General features: G+C 64.3%; 21 protein-coding genes. 11 read left to right on the top strand and 10 right to left on the bottom strand.

What is annotated here, in order from left to right; all coding sequences use genetic code 11:
- Positions 1 to 26 precede the first annotated feature (26 nt).
- The 5 genes from lptB to JO965_RS00375 all read left to right on the top strand — a co-directional run bounded on the left by lptB (position 27) and on the right by JO965_RS00375 (position 5,912).
- Complete coding sequence (gene lptB, locus JO965_RS00395; protein ID WP_203441772.1) at positions 27 to 890, top strand: LPS export ABC transporter ATP-binding protein; 864 nt, start codon at positions 27 to 29, stop codon at positions 888 to 890.
- A 278-nt stretch (positions 891 to 1,168) separates the two neighbouring features.
- Positions 1,169 to 2,593, top strand: coding sequence for an RNA polymerase factor sigma-54 (gene rpoN, locus JO965_RS00390; protein WP_203443994.1), 1,425 nt, complete (start codon positions 1,169 to 1,171; stop codon positions 2,591 to 2,593).
- Between the two features lie 114 nt (positions 2,594 to 2,707).
- Positions 2,708 to 3,286: a ribosome hibernation-promoting factor, HPF/YfiA family gene (hpf, locus tag JO965_RS00385; protein ID WP_203441771.1), complete on the top strand. Its 579-nt coding sequence runs from the start codon at positions 2,708 to 2,710 to the stop codon at positions 3,284 to 3,286.
- 83 nt (positions 3,287 to 3,369) lie between these two features.
- Entirely contained in the window at positions 3,370 to 3,828 is a 459-nt protein-coding gene (ptsN, locus tag JO965_RS00380) for a PTS IIA-like nitrogen regulatory protein PtsN (protein ID WP_203441770.1), read from the top strand.
- A gap of 95 nt (positions 3,829 to 3,923) precedes the next feature.
- Entirely contained in the window at positions 3,924 to 5,912 is a 1,989-nt protein-coding gene (locus JO965_RS00375) for a methyl-accepting chemotaxis protein (protein ID WP_203441769.1), read from the top strand.
- 68 nt (positions 5,913 to 5,980) lie between these two features.
- Here JO965_RS00375 and JO965_RS00370 read toward each other — a convergent pair whose 3' ends face one another.
- The 3 genes from JO965_RS00370 to JO965_RS00360 form a co-directional block, all read right to left on the bottom strand.
- A complete protein-coding gene (locus JO965_RS00370; RefSeq protein WP_203441768.1) occupies positions 5,981 to 6,703 on the bottom strand; it encodes an SIMPL domain-containing protein in 723 nt (240 codons plus the stop codon).
- 92 nt (positions 6,704 to 6,795) lie between these two features.
- On the bottom strand, positions 6,796 to 7,884 hold the full coding sequence (locus tag JO965_RS00365; RefSeq protein ID WP_203441767.1) for a polyamine ABC transporter substrate-binding protein: 1,089 nt from the start codon (positions 7,882 to 7,884) through the stop codon (positions 6,796 to 6,798).
- Positions 7,885 to 7,983: 99 nt separating this feature from the next.
- Complete coding sequence (locus JO965_RS00360; RefSeq protein ID WP_203441766.1) at positions 7,984 to 9,138, bottom strand: aminotransferase; 1,155 nt, start codon at positions 9,136 to 9,138, stop codon at positions 7,984 to 7,986.
- A gap of 767 nt (positions 9,139 to 9,905) precedes the next feature.
- Here JO965_RS00360 and JO965_RS00355 point away from each other — a divergent pair.
- The 3 genes from JO965_RS00355 to JO965_RS00345 all read left to right on the top strand — a co-directional run bounded on the left by JO965_RS00355 (position 9,906) and on the right by JO965_RS00345 (position 13,865).
- The gene (locus tag JO965_RS00355) at positions 9,906 to 10,910 is read left to right on the top strand and encodes an iron ABC transporter permease (protein WP_203441765.1); all 1,005 of its coding nucleotides are present in this window, start codon (positions 9,906 to 9,908) and stop codon (positions 10,908 to 10,910) included.
- Entirely contained in the window at positions 10,907 to 11,689 is a 783-nt protein-coding gene (locus JO965_RS00350) for an ABC transporter ATP-binding protein (RefSeq protein WP_203441764.1), read from the top strand. Before JO965_RS00355 ends, JO965_RS00350 begins: the two co-directional genes overlap by 4 nt.
- 211 nt (positions 11,690 to 11,900) lie before the next feature.
- On the top strand, positions 11,901 to 13,865 hold the full coding sequence (locus JO965_RS00345) for a nucleoside-diphosphate sugar epimerase/dehydratase (protein ID WP_203443993.1): 1,965 nt from the start codon (positions 11,901 to 11,903) through the stop codon (positions 13,863 to 13,865).
- Here the strand turns inward: JO965_RS00345 and JO965_RS00340 are convergent.
- The 6 genes from JO965_RS00340 to JO965_RS00315 all read right to left on the bottom strand — a co-directional run bounded on the left by JO965_RS00340 (position 13,798) and on the right by JO965_RS00315 (position 22,178).
- Positions 13,798 to 14,739: an NAD-dependent epimerase/dehydratase family protein gene (locus JO965_RS00340; RefSeq protein ID WP_203441763.1), complete on the bottom strand. Its 942-nt coding sequence runs from the start codon at positions 14,737 to 14,739 to the stop codon at positions 13,798 to 13,800. The two genes, JO965_RS00345 and JO965_RS00340, sit on opposite strands and share 68 nt — an antisense overlap.
- On the bottom strand, positions 14,736 to 15,752 hold the full coding sequence (locus JO965_RS00335; RefSeq protein WP_203441762.1) for a glycosyl transferase: 1,017 nt from the start codon (positions 15,750 to 15,752) through the stop codon (positions 14,736 to 14,738). The genes JO965_RS00340 and JO965_RS00335 overlap by 4 nt, the downstream gene beginning before the upstream one ends.
- 3 nt (positions 15,753 to 15,755) lie before the next feature.
- The gene (locus tag JO965_RS00330) at positions 15,756 to 16,763 is read right to left on the bottom strand and encodes an NAD-dependent epimerase (protein WP_203441761.1); all 1,008 of its coding nucleotides are present in this window, start codon (positions 16,761 to 16,763) and stop codon (positions 15,756 to 15,758) included.
- 143 nt (positions 16,764 to 16,906) lie between these two features.
- Entirely contained in the window at positions 16,907 to 18,298 is a 1,392-nt protein-coding gene (locus JO965_RS00325; RefSeq protein WP_203441760.1) for a M10 family metallopeptidase C-terminal domain-containing protein, read from the bottom strand.
- 297 nt (positions 18,299 to 18,595) lie between these two features.
- Positions 18,596 to 19,537 (bottom strand): MBL fold metallo-hydrolase, encoded by a 942-nt coding sequence (locus tag JO965_RS00320; RefSeq protein ID WP_203441759.1) that lies wholly within the window; start codon positions 19,535 to 19,537, stop codon positions 18,596 to 18,598.
- A gap of 94 nt (positions 19,538 to 19,631) precedes the next feature.
- Complete coding sequence (locus JO965_RS00315; protein WP_203441758.1) at positions 19,632 to 22,178, bottom strand: ABC transporter ATP-binding protein/permease; 2,547 nt, start codon at positions 22,176 to 22,178, stop codon at positions 19,632 to 19,634.
- 380 nt (positions 22,179 to 22,558) lie between these two features.
- On the opposite strand from JO965_RS00315, the gene JO965_RS00310 reads away from it, so the two are divergent.
- The gene (locus JO965_RS00310) at positions 22,559 to 23,113 is read left to right on the top strand and encodes a hypothetical protein (RefSeq protein ID WP_203441757.1); all 555 of its coding nucleotides are present in this window, start codon (positions 22,559 to 22,561) and stop codon (positions 23,111 to 23,113) included.
- Positions 23,114 to 23,124: 11 nt separating this feature from the next.
- On the opposite strand, the gene JO965_RS00305 is transcribed toward JO965_RS00310, so the two are convergent.
- On the bottom strand, positions 23,125 to 23,982 hold the full coding sequence (locus JO965_RS00305) for a GNAT family N-acetyltransferase (RefSeq protein WP_203441756.1): 858 nt from the start codon (positions 23,980 to 23,982) through the stop codon (positions 23,125 to 23,127).
- 136 nt (positions 23,983 to 24,118) lie between these two features.
- Between JO965_RS00305 and JO965_RS00300 the strand changes: the two genes are divergently transcribed.
- Positions 24,119 to 24,616 (top strand): MmcB family DNA repair protein, encoded by a 498-nt coding sequence (locus JO965_RS00300; protein ID WP_203441755.1) that lies wholly within the window; start codon positions 24,119 to 24,121, stop codon positions 24,614 to 24,616.
- A 227-nt stretch (positions 24,617 to 24,843) separates the two neighbouring features.
- Positions 24,844 to 25,386, top strand: coding sequence for a DUF6790 family protein (locus tag JO965_RS00295; RefSeq protein ID WP_203441754.1), 543 nt, complete (start codon positions 24,844 to 24,846; stop codon positions 25,384 to 25,386).

Genomic DNA, 25,386 nt, shown 5'->3' with positions numbered 1-25,386 from the left:
GGTTATCTCCCGCTTTTCCCCTTTTCATGATCGACGATGAGCCTGTGAAACCGCTTTTCAACCGTTCTCAAACCGGTCCCTCCGACGTGAGCCTCCTGGAACCCCATCCGGTCAGGTCGAGCCCGCATGTCTTTCATCGCGCCGAGAGCGAAGCCGTGTTCGGCGGCCCTGGAATCCTGGCGGTCAAGGGTCTGCAGAAGAGCTATCGCGGACGCACTGTGGTGCAGGATGCGGGCCTGAACGTACGGGCGGGCGAGGCCGTCGGCCTGCTCGGCCCCAACGGCGCAGGCAAGACCACGATCTTCTATATGATCACCGGCCTCGTCGGCGCGGATCGCGGCGTCATCAGCCTGGACGGGCACGACGTGACGAGTCTGCCTATGTATCGCCGCGCCCGTCTCGGCATCGGCTACCTCCCGCAGGAGGCCTCGATCTTCCGCGGCCTCAACGTGGAAGACAACATCCGCGCCGTGCTCGAGATTGTCGAGCCGAGCCGCAAGGAGCGCGAACGCAAGCTCGATGCGCTCCTCGACGAGTTCAACATCACGCGCCTGCGCAAATCGCCCTCCATCGCGCTCTCGGGTGGCGAGCGGCGGCGCTGCGAAATCGCCCGGGCGCTCGCGGGCGAGCCGACCTTCATGCTCCTCGACGAGCCTTTCGCCGGCATCGATCCCATCGCCGTGGGCGACATCCAGAACCTCGTGCGGCACCTGACCCGGCGCGGCATCGGCGTGCTCATCACGGACCACAATGTCCGCGAGACGCTGGGCCTCATCGACCGCGCCTATATCATCCATTCCGGCCGCGTCCTGACCGAGGGCACGCCCGATGCCATCGTGTCGAACGAAGAGGTGCGACGCCTCTATCTCGGCGAGGATTTCCGCCTCTAGAGCATCGGACCCAAAAAGTGGACCCACTTTTGGGATCCAATCCGATGCTCCACTCTTTGAAGAGCGCATCGTTCGGTGCGGACCCAGAGGGCCGCGTCAGCGAAAACCGGGTCCACTTTTCCGCACGACGCGCTAGCACATCATCGGTGGAAGAGACCTTCCGGCCTTCACACCCGAGGATGTTCTAGGAGAATTCACCTTTTGACCTTTGGCGAGTGAGCGCAGTAAAACTGTTTAGGCATGCAAGAAGCATGCCTGATGGTTCTCCGGGTGCGTTCATGTGTGCGATGCAGCGGCTGGAGCTGCGCCAGGGCCAGTCCCTGACGATGACTCCCCAGCTCGTCCAATCCATCAAGCTGCTACAGCTCTCCCATGCGGAGCTGGCGGCCTATGTGGAGGCGGAGCTCGAGCGCAATCCGCTTCTGCAGGAGGGGGAGACCCCAGCGGATGCGCCTGTGCCGAGCCTCGCCCATTTCCTGCGCGCCAAGCAGAAGGCAGAAGCTGCGAGGCCGAGGCTCGTGCCCGGCCCGCCTCCATCGCGGGGGGAGGCCGTGCCGGCTTCAGGCGGGCAGGCGGCAAGCGCAGGCCACAGCGAGCTCAGGCCCGAAATGGGAGACGTACTCGCCCAGGCGACGAACCTGAGCGCACATCTGGAGGCGCAGCTCGACCTCGCGACGGCAGATCCGAAGCTTCGCATGATCGGCGAGCACCTGATCCACAATCTCAACGAGGCCGGATATTTCACCGAGGACTTGGCGGAGTTCGCAGCCCGGCTTCAGGTGACGCCTGAGGAGGCCGAGACGGCGCTGCGGCTCATTCAGAGTTTCGAGCCGTCCGGCGTCGGTGCACGCAATCTGGCTGAATGCTTGAGTATTCAGTTACACGAACGCGACCGGCTCGATCCGGCCATGGAAGCCCTTCTCGCCCATCTCCATCTCGTCGCCCGCCAGGATTTCTCAGGCTTGAGGAAGGTCTGCGGTGTCGATCAGGAGGACCTCGCCGACATGCTGGCCGAGATCCGCCGCCTGGAGCCCAAGCCCGGCCTCGCCTTCGCGCCCGCTGTCATTGACGTGCTCGTGCCCGATGTCCTGGTGCGGACCACCCCGGAGGGCAGCCTGAACGTCGAGCTGAACCCGGATACCCTTCCCCGCATCCTGCTCAACCGCTCCTACTATGCCGAAGTTGCGAAGGTGGTGCGCAAGGACGAGGACAAGAGCTTCCTCTCCGATTGCCTGCAGACCGCAAGCTGGCTGACCCGCAGCCTGGACCAGCGCGCCAAGACAATTCTGAAGGTGGCCGCCGAAATCGTCCGCCAGCAGGAGGGGTTCTTCCGCCAGGGTGTCGCAGCCTTGCGTCCCATGACGCTCAGGAGCGTGGCGGAAGCCATCGGCATGCACGAATCCACCATCTCCCGGGTGGCGGCGAACAAGGCGATCGGAACCGAGCGCGGCACCCATACGATGAAGTTCTTCTTCAGCGCCGCGACGGGGGAAGGCGAGCATTCCGCCAAGGCCGTCCGTCACCGAATCAGGCTGCTGATCGAGGCCGAGCGTCCGTCCGATGTGCTCTCGGATGAGGCAATTGCCCAGAAATTGAGAGCAGATGGGATCCAGGTCGCCCGCCGCACGGTGGCGAAGTACCGGGAAGCCCTTCGCATCCCCTCCTCGGCGGAACGGCGCAGGAGGTACAAGCTGAAAGCCTGACCTGTCGATTCTATGCCATTTCAAGGCTTGCATTGGCCTCCATTCGGATCATCATCGTCTCAAAGCGTCACTTTGAAGGATCGCAGCAAAGCGACGACGCAGGAGGAGAACACGATGACATTGAGGGTGTCGGGCAAGAATCTCGATATAGGCGAAGCCCTTAGGTCTCAGGTCCAGGATCGGGTGGCCAGCGCGCTGTCGAAATATTTCGACGGGGGCTATTCGGGTCATGTGACCGTCACCCGCGATGGCACCGGCTATCGGACGGACTGCGTGCTTCACCTGACCTCGGGCATGACCCTGGAGGCCTCCGGCGCCGCCCAGGACGCCTACGCCAGCTTCGATCAGACGGCGGGCCGAATCGAGAACCGCCTGCGCCGTTACAAGCAGCGGCTGAAGGGGCGTTCCGGTCCAGCCAGTGGACGTGCAGGCAATAGCGTCGAAATGGCTTATGCCGTCCTGGAGGCTCCCAGCGACGAGGCGGTCGAGGAGGAGGCGTATCATCCGATGGTGATCGCCGAGACCACGAAGCCCCTCCACAATCTCTCCGTCAGCGACGCTGTGATGCAGCTCGATCTCACCGGAGCGGCGGCTCTTGTGTTCATCCACGCTAGCACCGGCCGCGTGAACGTCGTATACCGCCGCGGCGACGGAGCGATCGGTTGGGTCGATCCGCCGCTTGCACAGCCTTGACGGGGGTTACCTCTTCTTGGCCCGGTTCTTGCGTGGAACGGTGAGAGGCCTTCCAGGCTTCACATCATAATGCAGCGTGATCGATGCCTTTGCTGGATTTTCTAGACCCTCGGGCCGTTCTGCCCGCCCTGCGCGTCAGCGGCAAAAAGCAGGCTCTTCAGGAACTGGCCTCCCAGTCGGCCCGGCTCACCGGTCTTCCCGACAACGCCATCTACGAAGCGCTCCTGCAGCGCGAGCGCCTCGGCTCGACCGGGATCGGCGAGGGCATCGCCATTCCTCATGGCAAGCTGCCGGGCCTGACCCGCATCTTCGGCCTCATCGCGCGGCTCGACAAACCGGTCGATTTCGAGGCTCTCGACGGTCAGCCGGTCGATGTGCTCTTCCTGCTGCTGGCTCCTGAAGGAGCAGGAGCCGATCATCTGAAGGCGCTGGCACGGGCGGCGCGGGTGCTGCGCGAACCGGGACTGATCGAGCGGGTTCGGGCGACCAGGGATGCCAATGCGCTTTATGCCATCATGACCGAACTGCCGAAGGCCGCCTGATTCCTGCGGCAAGCAGGCTTCTAACCTAACGTAAATCTCTCTTTAACACGTCCGCCCCAATCTTGCCGCAAAGTCCTAAAGGGGGATTCGGGGGAATGTCGTCTCTTGCTCGTGTGAGGCGGCCGTCGGTGCGGGTGCGCGTTGCCACGTTGAGTGGCGTCATGGTGCTCGGCTTTGCGGTCATCGGTGCGGTGTTTCAGACGGGCCGCAATGAGGTCGAACAGGCGCTGTCGGCGCAGCAGACCTACTCGGCCCTGGCTGAGAAGGCCAACAGATTCCGGGGACAGGCCGACGCTTTGAAAGTGACCGCCGGGGAATGGACGGCGAGCCGCCTCGGTCATCATGGCCAGGCCTTCATCGACCGGCATAAAACCCTCGTCACCCAGCTTGACGAAATGAGCGCCGCCACCGGTGCCGGCCTGATCGAGCCCGAAGTGTCGGCCCTGAAGCAGCATTCCGCGGCCCTGATCAGTCAGGGCACAGCCCTCAACAAGCTCTACGTCGCCATCGGCACCAAGCCCGACGAGGGTGCGCAGGGGCGCCTTCTCAAGGCGGAAGGCAATCTCGAGAAGCTCGTGCGTCCCATGACGGCGAGCGGCGAGGCCATCGCCTGGCGTCTCTGGGCGGCCATGCTCGGCATGTTCAACCAGGAGGCCCGCGCCCGCATTCTGCTCGAGGAGAGCATCCTGGGTGCCTTCGAGGTCGAGCAGGGGCGCTTTACGCGGGCGCTCGCCCAGCTCTCCGGCGATCCGAAAGACAAGGCGGCGATCGAAACCGCGAGTGTCTCTTTCCAGGAGGCCTTCCATGCCTGGGGTGAGCTGGAGCAGCAGGTCTCCGGCCAGGGCGAGAAGCTGATGGGGCAGTTCGATCTGCTCGTGCCTGCTCTCGATCAGCTCCTGGCTAAGGTCCGCGCCGAAGCGAACAAGACCGAAGAGCAACTCACCGCCTCGCAGCATCGCACCTTCGCCCTGATCCTTTGGGCCATGGGCGCCACGCTGCTGTTTGGCCTGATCCTCAATTTCATCGTGGGGCGCTCGATCTCCCTGCCTCTGACCCGCCTTCAGCAGGCCATGCGGCGGCTGGCGGATGGCGATGCGGCGAGCGAGATCCCATTCACCGGCGCGACCGACGAGATCGGCGCCATGGCCCGCACGGTCCTGGTCTTCCGCGACAATGCCCGCGAGCGCGAGCGGCTGACGCGGGAGCGCGAGGGCATGGCGGCGATCGACGCCGAGCGGGCCCATACGATCTCCAACGCGATCATGGCCTTCGATGCCTCGGTCGAGCAGATCCTCGCCGAGGTCAGGCAGGTCACGGGCGATCTCGCCAAGGCCTCCGGGCAGCTCGAAGGATCGGCCAACCACGTGACCCAGCAGGCACAGATCGCGGGGGCGGCGTCCACCCGTACGGCGCATAACATGTCGGCGGTGGCGAGCGCTGCGGAGGAGCTCGACGCGTCCCTCGCCGAAGTGGCTGCCCAGACCAACGCTTCGGCGCAGGCCTCCGAGCGCGCGGTGGCGGAAGCGCGCGGCGCCTCCGGCAGCATGTCGACTCTCTCGACGGCAACGTCGCAGATCGGCGAGGTGGCAAACCTCATCCGCTCCATCGCGGCCCAGACCAATCTGCTTGCGCTCAACGCCACCATCGAGGCCGCACGAGCCGGCGAGGCCGGAAAGGGCTTCGCCGTGGTGGCCTCTGAGGTGAAGGACCTCGCTGGCCAGACCGCCAAGGCGACGGAAGAGATCGCCCGGCAGATCGAGGCCGTGCAGGCAGCCTCCCGCGAGACGCTGGTGGCGCTCGGCACCGTGCAGGCCTCCGTCGAGGATCTGGCCGGGGTCGTCTCCACGGTGGCCGGAACGGTCAGCCAGCAGACTGCGGCGGTGTCCGAGATCGCCCGCTCCGTGGCCCAGGTGTCGACGGAAGCGCAGGCCGGCACCTCCGCCATTGAGACGACTCAAGGAGTCGCCTCGCAGTCGCTCGACGCTGCCCGGAACGTGGCGGATCTCTCGGTGGCTCTGGAGAGCCAGGCCCAGCGCCTCGGCGCCGAGATCGGCCAGTTCCTCCAGAGCGTCAGAGCGGCTTAAGCAATCGGGCGTTGCCGGACGCGAGCGCTATTTCCCTCCCCGCAAGAGGGAGGAGAGCTAAGGCCGCCTCAAGGCTTCTGCGCCATCTCCCAGACGAGCTGGACATTGGCCGTGTAGCGGATCGTGGCCGGCGGGACGATCGGAACCGACTCGGCGCCCTTGGCCATCGCCATGGACATGCGCATGTCGGGCTGCGGCTCGAAAGGCTGGGCCGAGCCGTCTCTGATCTCCAGAAGGCGGCCCAAGGAGACGCCGGCAGCCGCCGCATAGATCTCCGCCTGACGGCGGGCGTCGCGCACGGCTGCCTCGCGGGCCTTGTCGCCACCCTCTTCCTGCTTGTCGAGGCCGAAGGTGACCGACTGGAAGGTCATGTCGCCACTGGCCAGGATCTCGCCGGCGAGGCGTCCGACGCCGTCGAGGTCGCGGGTGGTGATCCGGAGCTGATGGTTGGCCGAGAATTTCGGGGTCTTCACTTCCTTGCCGTCCGGTCCAACCTGCTGCGGCGTCTGGAAGACCTGGAAGTTGGCGGTCCGGATGTCCTCCTTCTTGATGCCAAGGCTCTGGATGCGGGCGAGAACCCGCTCCGTCGCCGTATTATTGGCGCTGGTCGCCTGGGCCACGGTCTCGGCCTGCGTCGCCACGGTCACGTGGATGCGGGCGAAGTCCGGCTTCAGCTCCGCCTCACCGGTTCCCATCACGCTGATCGTCGGCTGGCGCGGCGTCGGGGTCTGGGCGAGCGCCGGGGAGGCGATACTCAAGGCAACGAGAGCGGCGGCAACGGCAAGGCGCATGACGAAACGTCCTTCTTACATAAAAAAAGCTCCGCCCGTAGGCGGAGCTTTCAGGGCATCGGGACAATGCCAAGGCAAACCTGAGCGGCGGATTAACGACCAGTCTTCACGCGGGTCCAGAGCCGGGTGACGGTACGCTGCGAGCGCTCGTCATAGGCTGTGTTGGTGAAGAGGCGCTTCATCGTGGCCTCGTCCGGATAGATGCCGGGATTGTCGAGGATCGCCTTGTCGATATGCTGCTTGGCGGCGAGATTGCCCGAGGCATAGGACACGAAGTTCGTGTTCATGGCGGCGATCTCGGGACGCAGCATGAAGTTGATGAATTCATGCGCCTCGGCGGCATTCTTGGCATCCGCCGGGATCACGAAGCTGTCGAACCACATCAGCGCGCCTTCGCGCGGGATGACATAGCCGACCTCGACGCCGTTCTTGGCTTCTTCGGCGCGGCTCTTGGCCTGGATCATGTCGCCCGAATAGCCCACCGCCACGCAGATGTCGCCGTTGGCGAGCGCGTTGATGTACTCAGACGAGTGGAACTTCTGGATGTTGCCGCGGACGCGGAACAGGGCATCGCCCGCCTTGTTCAGATCTTCGACGCGCTTCGAATCCGGATTGAGGCCGAGATAGGCCAGCACGCCGGGGAAGAGGTCCTCGGGGCTGTCCAGCATGTAGATGCCGCAGGCCTTCAGCTTCGACGAAATCTCCGGCTTCAGCACCAGGTCCCAGGTGTTGAGCGGCATGTCGGCCCCGAGAATCTCCTTCACCTTCTTCACGTTGATGCCGATGCCGGTGGTGCCCCACATGTAATTGACGGCATATTGGTTGCCGGGGTCGAACACGGCGAGACGCTGCGTTACCTCCGGCCATTGATTGGCGAGGTTCGGCAGCTTGGCCTTGTCGAGCTTCTGGAACACCTTGGCGCCGATCAGGCGCTGCACGAAGGGGCCTGAGGGCACGACGATATCATAGCCGGACTTGCCGGCGAGCAGCTTGGTCTCGACGATCTCGTTGTTGTCGTAGGTGTCGTAGACCACCTTGATGCCGGTCTGCTTCGTGAACTCGTCCAGCGCCTTCGGATCCACGTAATCGGACCAGTTATAGACGTTGACCACACGCTCCTGGGCGGTGGCGGCGGTGACAAGGCCGAGGCCTAAAGCAACCGAAGCGAGAAGACGGAACATCAGGGGTGGGAACTCCTCAAGAGCGAGTGACAACAGGGGCAGGCTAGGAAATTCTGAGCAAAGAAACAATGTCCAAGTTGTTGGCAGGCCAGACGGATTTTAGGCGGCCTTTCTGATCGCCTTCGCCAGCCGCTCCAGCCCGGCATCGAGCGTCGAATCTTTCTTGGCGAAGCAGAAGCGGACCACATTCTTGACCGCGCCTTCGGCATAGAAGGCCGAGACCGGGATCGCCGCGACGCCGTGCTCCGTGACGAGGCGGCGGCAGAAGGCGACATCGTCGGTCTCGCCCAGAGGTGCGATGTCGATGTTGACGAAATAGGTGCCCTGGCTCGGGATCACGTCGAAGCCCAACGTCCGCAATCCATCACTGAATCGGTCGCGGCTGCGGGCGAAATTTTTGCGCATGTCCTCGAAATAGGCGTCGTCCTTCGCAAGGCCGTAGGCCACCGCGGCTTGCAGGTTCGGCGCGGTGGTGAAGGTGAGGAACTGGTGTGATTTCGCCAGCACCTTCATGATATGCGGCGCGGCCGCCACGAAGCCGACCTTCCAGCCGGTGAGGCTGAAGATTTTTCCGGCCGAGCCGATCTTCACCGAGCGGTCGCGCATGCCTTCGAGTCCCAGCACTGGCTGATGCTTGTGGCCGTCGAAGACGACGTGCTCCCAGACCTCGTCCGAGATCGCGATGGCGTCGAACTTGCGGCAGAACGCGGCGAGAAGATTCAAGTCCTCGTTCGAGAACACGGTCGCGGTCGGGTTGAGCGGATTGTTGAACACCACCGCCTTGGTTCTGGGCGAGAAAGCCTTGGCGAGCGCCTCCTCCGTCAGGCGGAAATGCGGCGGCTGAAGCGTCACGAATTTCGGCACGCCGCCGGCGAGCCGCACGAGGGGCAGATAGGCGTCGTACATGGGCTCGAACAGCACCACCTCATCGCCCGGCTCGACGATGCCGAGGATCGCGCCCGCGAGCGCTTCGGTTGCGCCTGACGTCACCATCACTTCCGTGGTCGCGTCGAGGTCGACGCCCTGCCAATGCTTGTAATGGGTGGCAATCGCAGAGCGCAGTTCCGGGATACCCATCATCGACGGGTACTGATTATAGCCATTCAGCACCGCATCCGCCGCCGCCCGCCGCACGTCCTCGGGACCGGGATCATCCGGGAAGCCCTGGCCGAGATTGATCGCACCGGTCTCCCGGGCGAGGCTCGACATGACTTCGAAGACGGTAGTGGGCAGGTTGGCAAACAGTCGGTTCATGCCGCTCTCTCGTTGATGGATCGTCGTGGCGTCGAGGTGCTTCGTATCACGGAGTTGTGGGAGATCGAACCGGCATTCATCCAGAAAAGACAAGCACCTTCGGGCTCGGAGCCGTTTTAAGCTCCGAGCCTTTGAGGCAATCGAGGGTGGCGCGACAGGCAGCCCGGCTCGATATGCGCTGGTGTGGGATGGAAGAGCCGAACTGCCTCTTCGCGCACGGCTCTTTTAGGCGGACAGGAGAGGCCGGCTCAGTCGACCGCCGCAGGCGGTGACCGTCTGCGCGACGGCGGCCTGCGACCGATCCCGACTACCAACCCAGCATCCTGGGCCTCCCGTCGAATGAGGCTGCGTCACCTCAGCCACGGGACCGTGCCTGCTCCCACACTGCGACGCCTCGCGAGCGCGCCCCTCGATAGGAGCAGATCTACGCAATGATATAGCCAAGATCAGGATCATTGTCAAGAACAAAATGAGAACATAGCATTACTCCGCTCGGCCGGTCCTCTCCCCGACGTCATGGCCGGGCCTGTCCCGGCCATCCCGCTTTAAAGAGGCGCCGCGCTCCCCCGCATCGGGATCACCGGCACGAGGCCGGTGATGACGGTGGAGAGCAAAGTGTTCTCCCTCCTATCGAGTGGGAGAGGGAGAGGCGCTATACGCGTGCAACGATCTCGGATCGCCTCTGGCGTCCGGAGACGACGCGAGGTGGGGTGCTTTGTCATCTCCGCGTTTCATGCTCTATCGACGAGAGCAACGAAATCGTATCCATGTCCCTCGCCCGGTCGCCCCTCCTCCTCGGTCTGATCGCCTTCATCGGCGCTTTGAGCATCGCGTCCCTCGTCATCGGTCCGGCGCCGATCACGGTGCCCGTGGCGCTGAAGGCGCTCGTGGCGGATCAGGGGGCGGCGAGCATCGTGGTGCGGGAGATCCGCCTGCCACGCACGCTCCTTGCTCTGCTGATCGGCTGGATCTTCGGTCTCTCGGGGGCGGGGCTGCAGGGCCTGCTGCGCAATCCGCTCGCCGATACGGCGGTGTTCGGCGCGCCGCAGGCGGCGGCCTTCGGGGCGGTGCTCGTGATCTATTCCGGGTTGATCGGCACCCTGTCCTGGGTCCTGCCTTTCGCGGCGATTGCGGGAGCGCTCCTGTCCATCGCCCTGGTCGTGGCGGTGGCGGGACGAAGCGCCACCATCGTGGTGCTGGTTCTCGCCGGCCTCGCGGTCGGCAGCCTGGCGGGGGCCGGCACGTCGCTCGCCATCAGCCTCTCGCCCAATCCCTTCGCGGTGACGGAGATCGTGTTCTGGCTTCTCGGCTCCTTCGAGGACCGGTCCATGATCCATGTGGTACTGGCCACGCCCTTCATTCTCCTCGCCTCCATCCTGCTCCTCTCGGCCTCGTCGGGCCTGCGGGCATTGGCGCTCGGCGAGGACACGGCGCAGAGTCTCGGGATCAACGTGCCGCTCCTGCGGGGCCTGATCGTCGCGGGCGCCGCCATCGGCACGGGAGCCTCGGTGGCGGTGGCCGGGTCCATCGGCTTCGTCGGCCTGGTCGTGCCCCATCTCGTGCGGCCCTTCGTGGGCTACGATCCGGCCCGCACCCTCGTGCCGGCAGGACTCGCTGGGGCAGCCCTGCTGCTCGCGGCCGATATCGCCGTGCGGCTCATCCCGTCGAGCGCGGAGATCAAGATCGGCGTGCTCACGGCCCTACTCGGCGTTCCGTTCTTCCTCTGGGTCATTGCCCGGCGCAAGGCGGAACTGGTGGAGACGCCGGCATGATGCGTCTAAAGGCCCGCTCCCTGATGGTGAACCTGGGGGCCCGCCGCGCCCTCGATCGGATCGACCTGTCCCTGGAGCCGGGACGGCTTACGGTGATCATCGGTCCCAACGGCGCCGGCAAGACGACCCTGCTGCGAAGCTTGGCCGGGCTGGCGGAGCCTGCACAAGGCGATGTCAGCCTGGACGATATGTCTCTTGCCAAGATGCGCGCCTCGGAGCGGGCGCGCTCCATCGCCTATCTGCCCCAGGGTGGCAGCGTGGCCTGGCCGCTGCCGGTGGCAAGCGTCGTCGCCCTCGGCCGCCTGCCCCATGGGGAAACGCCTGACGGCCTGTCGAATGCCGGCCGGGAGGCCGTCGCTGTGGCGCTCCAGTCGGTCGGACTGCAGGGCTTCGCGCACAGGCCGGCCACGGCACTATCCGGCGGCGAGCGTGCCAGGGTGCTGCTCGCCCGCGCTCTCGCGACGCAGGCGCCGGTGCTTTTGGTCGACGAGCCCGTTGCGGCGCTCGATCCGCGCCATCAGCTCGTCGTGCTCGATGTCCTGAAGGCCCGGGCCCGGGCGGGCGCGACGGTGGTCGCCATCATGCACGACCTGACGCTCGCTGCCCGCTTCGCCGACGATATCGTGTTGCTGAATCAGGGAAAGATCGCAGCCTTCGGGCCGCCGGAGACGGTTCTGACCGAGGCCCGGCTCGCGGAGATCTTCGGCATCCGGGCGCGGGTTCTGGGGCAGACGGGCGGTCTCGTGGTGGTGGCGGAAAGCCCCCTGCCGGATGCATAGCGCATCGTGCGGAAAAGTGGTTCCGGTTTTCCGCTCCGAACGATGCGCCAGTCAAAAATGAGCATCGGATGGATCCCAAAAGTGGATTTGCACTTTTGGGATCCATCCGATGCTCTGACGATGGCATTTGCGCGCATGCCGCCTGTGATGGTCTTACATTGACAAAGGCATGAGCCCAGCCGATACCCCGGGGCTGGGGTATGGCAAGGTTATGAATCAGCAGGGTCTCAAGAAAGCGCTTATCGTTGTGCATGATCTCGTGATGACGGGTGTGGCCGTCGTCGCGACCTTTTACGTGCGCTTCGAAGGTCCGTTCCTGAATGAGCGCCTTGCTCATCTGCCGGTCTTTCTGCCGCCCTTCATCGCCTTTGCCGGCGTGGTCTACTGGTTCTCCCAGCTCTACAAGTCCAAGTGGCGCTTCGCGTCCCTGCCGGACCTGTTCAACATCTTCCGGGCCGCGACCATCCTGGCGGTCACCCTGCTGGTGGTGGACTACATTCTCGTCTCGCCGCAGCTGAGGGGCACCTTCTTCTTCGGCAAGATCACGATCGCCCTCTACTGGCTGATCCAGATGTTCCTGCTGGGCGGCCCCAGGCTGGCCTTCCGCTACATGAAATATGCCCGCTCGCGCCATACCCTGCAGCGCGACGCCAGCACGCCGACCCTGCTGCTCGGGCGCGGCAGCGACATCGAGGTGATCCTGCGCGCCATCGAGGCCGGCACGGTCAAGAAGACGCAGCCCAAGGGCATCCTGTCCTGGCGCACCGACGATCTCGGGCAATCGATGCGCGGCGTTCCGGTTCTGGGCACGTTCAACGATCTCGACCAGGTCATCCAGGATTTCCACGAGCGCGGCACGCCGATCCGTCGCCTGCTGGCGACGCCGAGCGCCCTGATGCCGGAGGCGCACCCCGACATGCTGCTCGCCCGCGCCCGCCGCCTCGGCCTGCCGCTGGTGCGGGTCACGAGCCTCGGCGAGGGCATGCGCGATGCCGAGCTGGCGCCGCTGGAGATCGAGGACCTGCTCCTGCGTCCCACGGTGCAGATCAATCGGCAGCGTCTCGAAAACTTCATCCGCGGCAAGCGCGTGCTGGTCACGGGCGGCGGCGGCTCGATCGGATCGGAGATCTGCACCCGCGTCGTCGCCTTCGGCGCCAGCGACCTGCTGATCCTGGAAAGCTCCGAGCCGTCCCTGCATCATATCCTGGAAAACCCGACGCTGCTCTCGAGCGACACCAACGTGGATGGCGTCATCGCCGATGTGCGCGACCGGGAGCGTGTGCGTGAGGTGATGAACGAGTTCCAGCCCGAGGTGGTCTTTCACGCGGCCGCCCTCAAGCACGTCCCCTATCTCGAAAAGAACTGGACGGAAGGGATCAAGACCAACGTCTTCGGCTCGGTGAATGTGTCCGATGCGGCGGTGGAGGCCGGTGCCGACACCATCGTCATGATCTCCACCGACAAGGCCATCGATCCGGTCTCCATGCTCGGCGCCACCAAGCGCTTCGCCGAGATGTACGGACAGGCGCTCGATGCCGAGTTCATGGGCCGCAACGGTGCCACCCGCATCATCGCCGTGCGCTTCGGCAACGTGCTGGGTTCGGTCGGTTCCGTGGTGCCGAAGTTCAAGGCGCAGATCGCCCGCGGCGGGCCGCTTACGGTGACTCACCCGGACATGGTGCGCTACTTCATGACCACCCGCGAGGCGGCGGATCTGGTGCTCACCTCCGCCTCCCATGCGGAGGAGAGCCGCGCCGTCACGGAGCGCACCAACGGCGACGAGCGCGCCTCGGTCTACGTGCTCAAGATGGGCCAACCGGTGCGCATCTATGAGCTGGCCGAGCGCATGATCCGGCTTGCCGGCTACGAGCCCGGCGAGGACATCGAGATTTCCGTCACCGGCACGCGCCCCGGCGAGCGGCTGCACGAGATCCTCTTCGCCCGCGAGGAGCCCCGCACCGAGATCGGCATCGACGGCGTGATGGCGGCCAAGCCCATCTTCGCAGACCGCGACCGGGTCGATCAGTGGCTGCAGATCCTCAACCGCGCCATCGCGAATGGCGATCGTGTCCTGGCCGAGCAGGTGTTCGAAGATGCGATCCCGGAATTCAAGCGCCGGACGCCTGCGCCCCAGCCTGCCGTGCCAGTTCAGCAAGTGCGTCTCGCGTCGAACTGACCGGCTGCCAGCCCAGATCTCTCAAGGCCTGAGGGCTGGCGACCAGCGAGCCCGCCAGACGCTCATAGGCCTCGCTCCGGCCTGCGAGGGAGGCTGCCCCTTTGAGGACGAAGGACGGCACCGGGATCAATCCCGGTTCGCGCCCCAAACCCTTGCGCAGAGCCGTGACCATCTCGGGGATCGTCACCGGCTCCGGATCGGTCACGATGAAGGGGCGCTTCAAGGGCCCCGGCGCTTTCAGGACCGTATCCACGGCCGCTGCCAGATTATCGAGGGAGAGAAGCGAGCGCTTGGCCGTCAGCCCGCCAAGCGGCAGCGGCCATGGCGATTGCGCGAGGGTCAGGAGGGCCGCCATGTTGCCCTTCACGCCGGGGCCGTAGACGAGGACGGGACGAAGGGCCGCCCAATCGAGCCCGAGCGCGCTCAAGCCCCGTTCGGCCTCGAGCTTCGAGCGACCATAAGGATCGGTGGGCTGTGGCTCCTGGGTTTCCGTTAGAATGCCCTCGGCCGTCGGGCCGGCCTGGGCACGGATTGAGGACAGGAACACGAAGCGTTTCACGCCGGCCCGCTCGGCCGCCTGTGCCAGCCTGACGGTCGCCTCCGTGTTGATGGTCCGGTAATCGTCCTCCGGCCGCCCCGACATGGCATGCGCCAGGCCCGCCGAGTGGATCACCATGTCCACGTCGCGCAGGGCCGCCGCCATGTTGTGAGGCGAGGCGATATCGCCGATCACCGCGCTCGACGCGCCGGCCGGCACCTCGGACGGGCGGCGCAGCAGCACTCGGATCCGGTAGCCGCGCTTCGGCAGTTCGTTCAGAAGGTGCCGCCCGATGAAACCCGTGGCGCCGGTCAGCGCGATCAGGGGTGCATTCATCGGGAAACCTCCAGTCTGGGCTGAGAGAAGCGTCTGAGAACAAGACCGACGAGAACGGCACCTGCGACGAGCGCCGCGATCTGCACGGCACTCGAGGGCCAGACAAGGGTCATAGCGGCCAATCCCGCCAGGACAAGGTTGAGCCCGAACACATGACCGCTGACCTGCAAGACCGAGAAGCCGTTGTCGGTGGCCTTCTGGTAGAAATGGCTGCGATGCGCCTCCCACACTTTCTCAGCCTTAGCGAGACGACGCAGCAGGGTGATCGTGGCATCCATCAGATAGTAGAGCGGCAGCAGGATCGCTGCGGCGAGCGCCCCCGTGCCCGCAAGCTGCAGCAGCATCCAGCCGACGAGAAGGCCGATCGGCAGCGAGCCGACATCGCCGAGGAAAAGCCGGGCGACGGGCTTGTTGAAAGGTGCAAAGCCGAGGAGCGCACCGCAGAGGGCGGGCGCGATGAAGAGCGTCTCCCATTGAGCGCGCTGAAACAAACATGCAACGGCCAGGAAGGCGGTGATCGGTACCATTTCGGCGACGGTGATCCAATCGAGCCCGTCCATGAAGTTGGTGAGGTTCACGAACCAGACGCCGCCGAAGATAAGCAGGGCGTGTTCCACCGGCAGGGGCACCGAGTCAGGCAGGATGCGAACCTTGCTGCCCACAACAACAACCGCCACGGCCACGATCTGCAGCAAGAGACGAAGGATGGCGGGGAGGGGACGGATATCGTCTACCGTGCCCACAAGAGCCAATCCGAGAGCGGCGGCGGCCACGGGATAAAAGCCGGACAGAGTCCATGCCGATAGTCCAGCTCCGGCAGCGATCAGGGTTGCTCCGACGACCGCGATCCCACCGCCCTGAGGGGTCGGCAGCTTGTGGCTTGAGCGTGCATTGGGCCGCGCCAGCGCGTAGCGGATGAGCAGCGGCTTCAGAACGACAATCAGCAGCGCCGAGAGAGCGGTTGAACCGACCAGAACAGCAATCTGGAGCGCAAACAGCAAGAAGAAATCCATCGCTCAACGCCCATGATATTGCTTGTACCAATCCACAAACCGCGCAACGCCCTCCTCAAGTGACGTCGCGGGCGCGAAGCCCACATCGCGGCGCAGGTCGCTCACGTCCGCACGCGTCTCCAGCACATCGCCGGGCGGCAACGGCACGTCCACGCGGATTGCCTTCTTCCCCAGCGCGTCTTCGATCAGAGCGATCAGGTCGTTCACTTCCTCGGGGCTGTCGTTGCCGATGTTGTAGACCCGGTGCGGCGCCGGGCTGATGGCCGGATCGGGCGATTCCGCATTCCAGGCGGGATCGGGCGCGGGCGGCCTTTCCACCAGCCGTACGATGCCCTCCACGATGTCGTCCACGTAGGTGAAGTCGCGCCAGACCCGGCCCGCATGGGCGACCTGGATCTCACGGCCTTCGGCGATGGCATGGGTGAACTTGTAGACCGCCATGTCGGGACGGCCCCAGGGACCGTAGACGGTGAAGAAGCGCAGGCCCGTCGCAGGAAGGCCGAACAGAGAGGCGTAGGAATGCGCCATCATCTCGTTGGCCTTCTTGGTGGCGGCATAGAGGCTGATCGGGTGATCGGCACTATCGTGCTCGGAGAAGGGCAGCTTGCCGTTGGCGCCATAGACCGAGCTCGACGAGGCATAGACGAGGTGCTGGATCTCCCCATGCCGGCAGGCTTCCAGCATGTTCATGAAGCCCATCAGGTTCGAGGCAGCGTAGGGCTGAGGATCGACGAACCGCACCCCCGGCTGGGCGGCGAGGTGAATCACCTTCTCGAAGCGATGCTGCTGGAACAGCTCGCGGGTCGCCTGCGCGTCGGCAAGGTCCAGGCGCTCGCCGAGAAAAGTGTTGTGCGGGGTCAGGTTTCCGAACCGCGCCTCCTTCAGGCTCACGTCGTAATAGGGCGTGAAGCTGTCGACACCGACCACCTGATGGCCATCGGCCAGGAGCCGCTGCGCCACATGAAAGCCGATGAAGCCTGCCGCGCCGGTGACCAGGATGGGAGCTGACATGAAAGGGTCCGGATGATGAAGTGGCCGGCACCTTAGCGCATCGTGCGGAAAAGTGGACCCGGTTTTCACTGGCGTGGCCCTACGGGTCGCTGACGCGGATCTTCGGTCCGCGCCAAACGCAACCGATCGGCTTCTGTCCGGAATCAGATGACGAAGAAGTCCTTGTAGGTCATGGCCAGCTTCTTGGAGAGACTGGCGATCTCCACGGCCTTGCCCTTGCCGGAGCCGTCAGCGTCGTAATAGAGCACACCCTTCTTGCTGTCGTAGACGATGTAGTCGTTCCTGTCTTTGGCCTTCGAGCCGATGGTAAAGGAACTGCTCTTCAGCGCCGCTGGCTTGGCTTCCGTGCCCGACTTGCCGAGCTTGGTGAACACGGCATTGTCGAGCCAGATCGAGTCGTCTGTCACCTTGAAGTCGGCGATCTTGTCCCTGTTGGACTTCGTATCGGGTTTGGTGTCGAACACGAAGGTATCCTTGCCCGTGCCGCCGGACAAGCTGTCGCTGCCGGATCCGCCCCAGAGCTTGTCGTTGCCGCCATTGCCGTAGAGTTTGTCCTTGCCGCTATGGCCATAGAGCTTTTCGCCGCGGGACGAACTCCTGATCACATCGGCACGGTTGATCCACAGATCCGCGTCGATGGTGGCGACGGTGGACCGAGAGACATCGCTGACGATGATCTGAAAGGAGATCGGCGCAACGGAAGGCGATGCGCTCTCCAGGTGAGGCGCCTGGGTGAAGATCAGATTGCGTATGGCGGCCTGCACCTGTGCCGGGGTGCCGCTGATCGTATAGGTGCCGGTCAGGGAATTGTAGGTTCCGCCGCCGAGGCTCGAGGCGAGGAAGGATCCTTGTTTCGGATCACTGATGACGACGCTCACCGTGAGGGGATCTCCGTTCGCGTCGGCAATGCCCACCAGCGAAAAGGGATTGTCCATGTCCGAGATCGTCTTCCGCCGCAGATCGCCCGTGATCTCGGGAGGAAGATTCAGACCGCCTGTCCCACCGCCCTTGCTCCCGCCGACATTTCCTTCGCCGTGATGGGGGAGCCATTTCGTGACGGTCACGATGCTTGCATCCACGCCCTCGCCATTCTCGCCGCCGCCCGTATTGGAAATTCCAACATAGATCTGCCGGTAAAAATCGTCCGCGAGCGTTTCCGAAGTATTTCGATAAACTAGGGACTGAATGAATGTCGCGGCGATGAGGCCCCGTGGGTACTCGCTTTCGTTCTCATAGTCGAAGAAGAGATGGAAATTGTAAGTTCCGCTGCCGCCAGGCGCGATGATGCCGCTATACCCGCCGATGGTGATGATACTTCCGACATTCAGGCCATTGGTAGCGGAGACCCCTCTCGTCGTATCGAGTTCGAGGCGGTCATGAACCGGGTCGGCCAACATCACGGCGACCTGTATGTCGAGAATGCCCCAACCGGTATCGACCGTGGAGTTGGACCCCCAGTCGAGATAGACGCCCACGTTGGGGCTGATCCTGTGCCAATCGCCATCCAGGTTCGTTGAGAAGATGGTCGTGCCCATCGAAAATCCTCGCAATCCGTTCGCGGCATCTGCTCTTCGCTTCCAAGCGACGAGGTGGCCCTACGGAACCGTCCGCTCATGGCATGATATAACGAATGAAATATAATAATGAATAGCGAATGGACCGATATACTCTTCCGTATAGGAAGAACGTTCTGCCAAGGGCCCTATTCCGCACCTCAAGGAAACCGACGAGGGCTCCACATATGCAATTTGCATATGTCTGGATATCTGAAGGACGCTTTCGGGAGTCTGCGGTGCATCGTCAGGGGCGGACGCTTGGTTCCGCACGATGCGCTAGGTGGCAAAATCCTTTAGGGGAAGCGATCGCCGCTCCTCTGTTGTCGTCGTGGAAGTCTTTGCACAATCCGTGTCGAAGTCGTTTTCCACCGGCTCGAAAATGAAGGATTGGCGTTCGCGTGCCATGAAGGCGGTCGGCATCATGGCCTGCATCTCGGCCTCGGCGGCATGCAGGAAGGAGTCGTCATGGCCGGGATAGAGATGGAAGATCGCGAGTGACTTCACACCGGCCGCTTTGGCAAGCTCCACGCCCTTCTGCCATGTGGAATGGCCCCAGCCGCGACAATAGGAATATTCGGCGTCGGAGAACATGCCGTCGAAGATCATGAGATCGGTGTCGCGCACGAAGTTCGCGAGGCCGGGATCGGGCCAGATGTCGCTGTGCTCGACGTCGCTGATGTAGCAGACGCTGCGGCCCTGGTGGCCGATGCGAAAGCCTGTGGCTCCGCCGGGATGGTTCAGGAGATGGGTTTCCACCCGCGTGCCGTCGTCGAAGGTCAGGGGCTCGCCCGCTCTGAAACCGTGGTGCTCGAAACGGGCGGGAAGCTGGCCGAGGCGAACCGGAAAGAGCGGCGGGGCGAAAAGGCGGCTCAAGGGCTCCATGGCGCTCTCGCCATCCAGATTGCCGCAATAGGTGCGGATCACCCGCTCCTTGGCGAGAAGGGCTGGCTTGAAGAACGGAAGGCCGCTGATGTGATCGAGATGGAGATGACTCAGGAGAATGTCGATTTTTTCGGGGGCAGTGGGGCCGAGTTCCATGCCCAGCGCGGACAGGCCGGTTCCCGCATCGAGGATGAAGAGCCGCTCGCCGCAGCGGACCTCGACACAAGGGGTGTGCGAGCCGAACTCGACGAATTGGGGGCCGGATGTGCAGGTGGAGCCGCGTATGCCCCAGAACCGGACCCGCAACGCGTCAGAGGATGCAACTCGCCTTACCATGTCAGGATCATGACCAATCGAAAACCCTGCTTATGTGCGCTAGCGCACATCGATAAGCTGCCCCCGAGGGGGATGGCCGGTCAAGGTAAATGTGTCACGCACTCAGCACCTCCAGGGTCCTGGTGCGGCGATCCATCACCGGTTCACCTCGCTCGAAATGGATAACCGCGTCGAACGGCGGTTGATCCATGGCCGGCGAAATCGACGGCGTCACCAGGATCAATCCCCGCCCGACGAGGGCGCGGCGCAGATTGGCGACGAGCTTGTCGGCGGCAGGTCCCGGCAGACCGTCGAGCGCCCGCTGCACCACCAGAATGCTGGGTCGGCGCACGAGGCAGCGCACAAGATCGACGGCGGCGACCTCGCTCGAGGTCAGATCGTCGCCCTGCGGATCGATGGGCGTATCGAGCCCGATGCGCGAGACCTCGCCGTCGAGACCCCTCTGCGTCAGGACTCGACGCGTCACTTCGTGCACCGACTCGAGAGCGCCGGCCTGATCGGCCGCGATGCGCCCGAAGAGCAGGTTATCCTGAATGCTGGCCGCCGCACAGAAGCGTTCCTCGTCGTAGAACTCGATCGAGGGCTTCAGGCTCACCGGCAGCATGCGCGCGAAATCGGCGCGGGCAACGAGGATCTGCTCTTCCATGCAGGTTTCGAGCAGACCGAGGCGATGCCGGCTCTCGTTGTAGCGTAGCGCGAGGCCGATCAGGCGCTCCCGGTCCCGCGAGGTCTGATCGCTGCGCCGTTGCTCATTCTTCCGGTCGACGAGGTCCTGAAAATAGGGGCGGTCCGCCGCCGAGAAGAACGAGAAGCGCTCAAAGAGCGGGGAGCCATCCGGAATGTCGGAGAAGATCTCGATCATGCTGGTTGCGATCGAGAGCCCCATCCGGGCGAGCGGCTTTGTCAGCTCGTTGGCTTCCAGGATCGCCCGCACGAAGGGATGGCCGGCCAGACGATCCTCCTCGAAGGCATCGCCGATGGGCTTTCCGAACAGCAGGTTCTCGCCGATCGTGGCGTAGCGGTTGTAGCGTTCAGCGCTGAAGGAATCGACGAAGCGGTCGAGCTGCTCGGCCGCCAGCACCGCCTGCACGGCGCGGCGCGCTTCCACAATGGCGGCGGCGAATTTCGGTTCCCGTTCCGGATCGATGGTTCCGGACAGGCCGCGCGCATGGGTCAGCCGGTCGAGACCGGCCACGACGATGGCCTCGGAGAGACGGTGGCCGAGCTCGCCCTCCGGCACGGAGGCGCCGTAGAGCAGATTGTCCTTCAGGCTGCCATCGATCAGCACCGTGTTCCCGGCAAAGGCGATACGCCGGCTGCGCTCGACCGGATCGGCGGCGGCGAGATCGATGCCGCCATAGGTAAGGCGGCCGAGGGATGGAGGGATCTGGCCGCTCATGAGGGCCGCCAGGAGCCGCGGGCCCGCATCCCCGTCACCGACCAGGGCCACATGGGACGGGAAGGCGAGGTTCAGGTTGACCGAGGTGACCCGCGCGCCGCTGGCCGGGTCATAGGCCGAGACGCCCTGGGCCACGAGCGCGCCACTCTCGGGCAGGCCGGCCTTGCCTTTCAGGGCCGCACGCAGCTTCAACGGCACCAACCCCTTGCCGAGATCGATGAGCAGCGCCCGCGCCCTTAGGGCCAATCGGTGCCATTGGACGACCTCCCGGGTGCCATAGGCGGCGAGCGCCGCGGCAAGGACGCAGGCAGCCACCGTTCCCGCGGTCGTCGGACGGGCTTGGGAGAACCAGGCACCCAAGGCCAACACGGAGAGGGGCGCGATCATGAGCACGGCCGCGGAGGCCGCCTCGGCAAGCGCCAGGCGGTACTCCCGTTTCATCACCGGCCGGTGGCTTCCCACCAGCGCCTCGCGCACCCGGTCGCGCTCATAGGGCGCGGTGCCGTGGGCGCGCAGGGCCGGGATGCGATGCTCCAGCTCCGCGAAGACGCCCTCGGCCTCGTCGCCTTCCCGGTGCCGGGCGGCAGTGGCGTCGAACCGCAGGAGCGAGCGGCGCGCGCCCACGATGGCTCCCAGCGCCAGAATCAGTGCCAGAGCCGCGCCGAGATGCCAGTCCATGACGAAAATATAGGCGCAGGCGAGCCCGATCATCCCGCCGAGCTTCACCGGCACCAGAAGGCTCGAGCCCAGCACGCCGCTTTCGCGAGCCAGGCCCCGGCCGGCCAGCGCCGTCACCATGGCGATCTCGTCATGGGACGCGGAGGGCACTTTGAGGATGACGTCGAGGGCTGCCGATTGGGTGCGCGTGAGCATTCTCAGGCCGATGCCGACCGTCAGCCATTCGAGCCCGATCAAGACCAGGCCGAGAAGCATGGGGATGAGCAGGATCCCGGCAATCGAGGCGAGCGCGAAAGCCTGAGGACCTAGGATGAAGCCGGGAAACAGGACGATGGGTTCAGGCCAGAGCTCGACCGGCGGGCTGATGGCGAGCCGCAGAAAGGCCGCTGGTGCATCCCAACCGCCCGCCGCTCCCGTCGCCCGGTCGACGACGATGCGCACGAGATCGAAGCCGACGAGGATCAGAACTCCTGCCAGGACCAGAAGGCTCAATCCGACGAGATGGCGAAAAGGAGATGCTTTCCACGCCAGGCGCAGTGGGTCGCGCTCTACGACAACTCCCAAGGACAACTCCAACGATCGATCAGGTTCAGTGACGTTAGCGCATCGTGCGGAAAAGTGGATCCGGTTTTCGCTAACGCGGACCTCCGGTTCCGCATCAACGATGCGCCGCTTAAGGGATTGAGCATCGGACCCAGAAATCCCTTTTGGGTCCGATGCTCTAGAGAACCTAAATCATTTTTCGACGAATGGGATGAGCTTCGCCGTTAAAAAGTGCGCTCCAGCACAAAACTGCGGGACCTCGTGCCGGAAAAGAGCGCTTCTGAGGCCCAAGACCGATCCGAACTGTGCCGATTTGCCCCTCGTCGCGCCGCGCTTCAACGCTATGTCACCCCCCTTGGTTCTCTGCTTTTGCCTTTCACGGAGGATCGGTGAACTCGCCCATGACGTCTCCCCTGCCGCTCGATCCGGTTTTCCAGCTCGTCCTTGAGGTTCCGACCCGCACGCCGAGCCCGGACCTGCCGCGCCGTCTGACGGGACTCTTCAAGGAACTGGCTCTGCAGGAGCCGGCCCGTCCGGTCGAGGATATCGAAGACCAGATCTGGGCCCTGTGGGGATCGCACGAGGACCGCCTGGCCGAGGAGACCATGATGGCGGCCGTGGAGGCCTTGGGTTCGGGCTCGCTTAAGATGGCGAGGCCCCTGCTCGATCATCTGGTCGCCAAGCACCCGCGCTGGGCGGAGGCCTGGAACAAGCGGGCAACGCTCGCCTCCATCGAGAAGCGCGATGCGGACAGCCTGCTCGACATCGCGCAGACACTGGAACTCGAACCGCGCCATTTCGGCGCCATCGCCGGCTTCGGCAATATCTGCCTGCGCAACGGTCATCTCAACGAGGCCCGCGCGGCGTTCCAGATCGCATTGTCCATCAATCCGCATATGGACGATCTGCGCGACATGCTGGAGAACCTGTCACCGCATCACCTGATGCTGCATTAGCATCGGCTGGTCTACCCCAGCTCGAAGGTCGTGATTCCGTAGGTGCGCAACAGCGGCAGGTCCGGCGTTTCGCCGCGATACATCCGCGCCGTCTCGAACACGGGCGACAGGCCGTGGCGCGTGGCGAGCCGAATGGCAGCCTCGTTCGGCTCGGGCAGATCCAGGAACACTGCATCGCCTTTCGCCTCCGAAGCCAGCGTTCGAAACAGCAGGTCGGCCTCGCGCTCGCTGTCGGCGAAGAGCGGCCCGATCTTGTAGCCGCTCCGGCAGGCGCGGATGACGCCGTAGCCCTTCATGATCCCGTCTTCCAAGACGGCAAAGGCGCTGCGCGAGTCGGGCTTGAGCCAGCAGCGCAGAAAGATGTCGCGCGGTGCGGGAAAGAACGGCCGGTCGTAGGCGAGAACGGCGTCCACGATCTCCGGCGTCACCCGCCGCAGGCATTCGTTTCGAGGCGCTTCGATCTGAGGGGTGCCGCCGAAGCGCACGTTGCGATGGGCCAGGACGAAGCCGGATCGCCCGTAATTCGCCTGCTGCGCCACCACACCGTCGAGGCCTACGGTACGATTCTCGAGAGAGACCATGCCGGCCTGCCAGACGCGATAGCCGAATCCGCGTCCGCGTTGGTCCGGCCGGACGATGTAGAGGCCCAGAAAGCCGAAGCTGTCGGCGTAGCGAACCACCGAGATCGAGGCGATGGGCTCGTCGCAGAGACAACCCATCAGGAATCCCGCCGGATCAGCCGCATGGAAACATTCGGCATCGTTAAGTCCGGGGTTCCATCCCTCGGCGGCGGCCCACTCGATCGCCAGATCCAGATCCTCGCGGGTCATGACGCGGATCGTGAGATCGTCCAGATTTTCGCGTGTCATGTCGGGCCTCGTCGTGGCTCTTGTGAGAGGGCCTGCTGCCTCAAGTGTATCTGAGAAGAGAGCCGCCGTTGAGACTGATCGCAAACGCGACAATGGAGCCATTGCGGGACTGCCGCGAGGGCGTACCTTAGGCGCCATGTCCGATTCGCCCGCCATTCTTCCCCGTCCCATCATTCTGCCCGTCGACGGCCGCCAATCCACCGTTGCCGCCGGTGTCCAGCGCGGCGTGCGCCGCCTGTTCTCGGAGCTCGGCCACGTCACCTTGCCCGAATTCACCCTTGCCAATGGCAGACGCGCGGATCTGATCGCGCTCGCGCCCGACGGCGCGCTCACGATCATCGAGATCAAGTCGAGCGTGGCGGATTTCCGGGCCGACCGGAAATGGCCCGATTACGAGGATTTCTGCGACCGGTTCTATTTCGCCGTGCCGGAAACCGTGCCCTTCGACATTCTGCCTGAGGATCGCGGCCTCATCGTTGCCGACGGTTTCGGGGCGGCGATCATGCGCGAATCGTCCCGCCATCCGCTCGCCGGTGCGCGCCGCAAGGCCGTGACCCTGCGCTTCGCCCATGCGGCGGCTTCGCTGCTGCATGCCCTCGCGGATCCCGACAGGATCGCGGACGGACGGCTTTGAGGCTCTCTCGACTGTCATTCCGGGGCGAGCGAAGCGAGAGCCCGGAATCCATAAACACGACGTTTCAGAAAGAGGCGAGTAGCGTTCCGCCTGCTTCTGCATCGTCAGCGGTTATGGATTCCGGGCTCGCCTGCGGCGTCCCGGAACGACAGTGGAGGGGTTTACCTTAGGGTGTGCTTGGCCATAATCCGCTGCATTGGCAGGCTGTGACGATTGTGGGGGCAATCATGGAACAGGTCATCAGGTTTCTGCTCAGCAATTTCACGCTGACGCTCTTCGTCATCGGGCTTATCGCATCGCTTATTGCCCTGCTGCGACACCCGCGCCCCTGGAGCCGGGCGACGGTGACCGAGGCCTTGTTGTCCTGGTTCCTCTTCTTTTCGCTTGGGGTCAGCTTCCTCTACAATTTCGTCATGCACGTCTTCTTCTCCGAGATGGCGGCCGCTTTCATCGGCTGGCAGGCCAGCCCGTTCCAGAAGGAAGTCGGCTTCGCCAGCCTCGGCTTCTCCGTCGTCGGGTTCATGGCGTTCAAAGGCGGCACCGGCATGCGCCTCGCCGCACTCGTCGGCCCGGCCTGCTTCCTCTGGGGTGCTGCGGCCGGCCATGTGGTGCAGATGGTGGAGGCGCACAATTACGCGCCCGGCAATGCGGGTGTGATCTTCTACACGGACATCCTGCTGCCGGTCTTCGGATTGATCTTGCTCTGGATGCAGAGAGGAACTGTGACGATCACGGAGACAGGAATGCCAAAAACGGCGTTCCCTCGCTGA

The sequence above is a fragment of the Microvirga sp. VF16 genome (assembly GCF_016864375.1).
In the GTDB taxonomy this organism is placed as follows: Bacteria; Pseudomonadota; Alphaproteobacteria; order Rhizobiales; family Beijerinckiaceae; genus Microvirga.
Note: the sequence above shows the minus strand (reverse complement) of the source record. Positions and strands in the feature narration are given on the sequence as shown.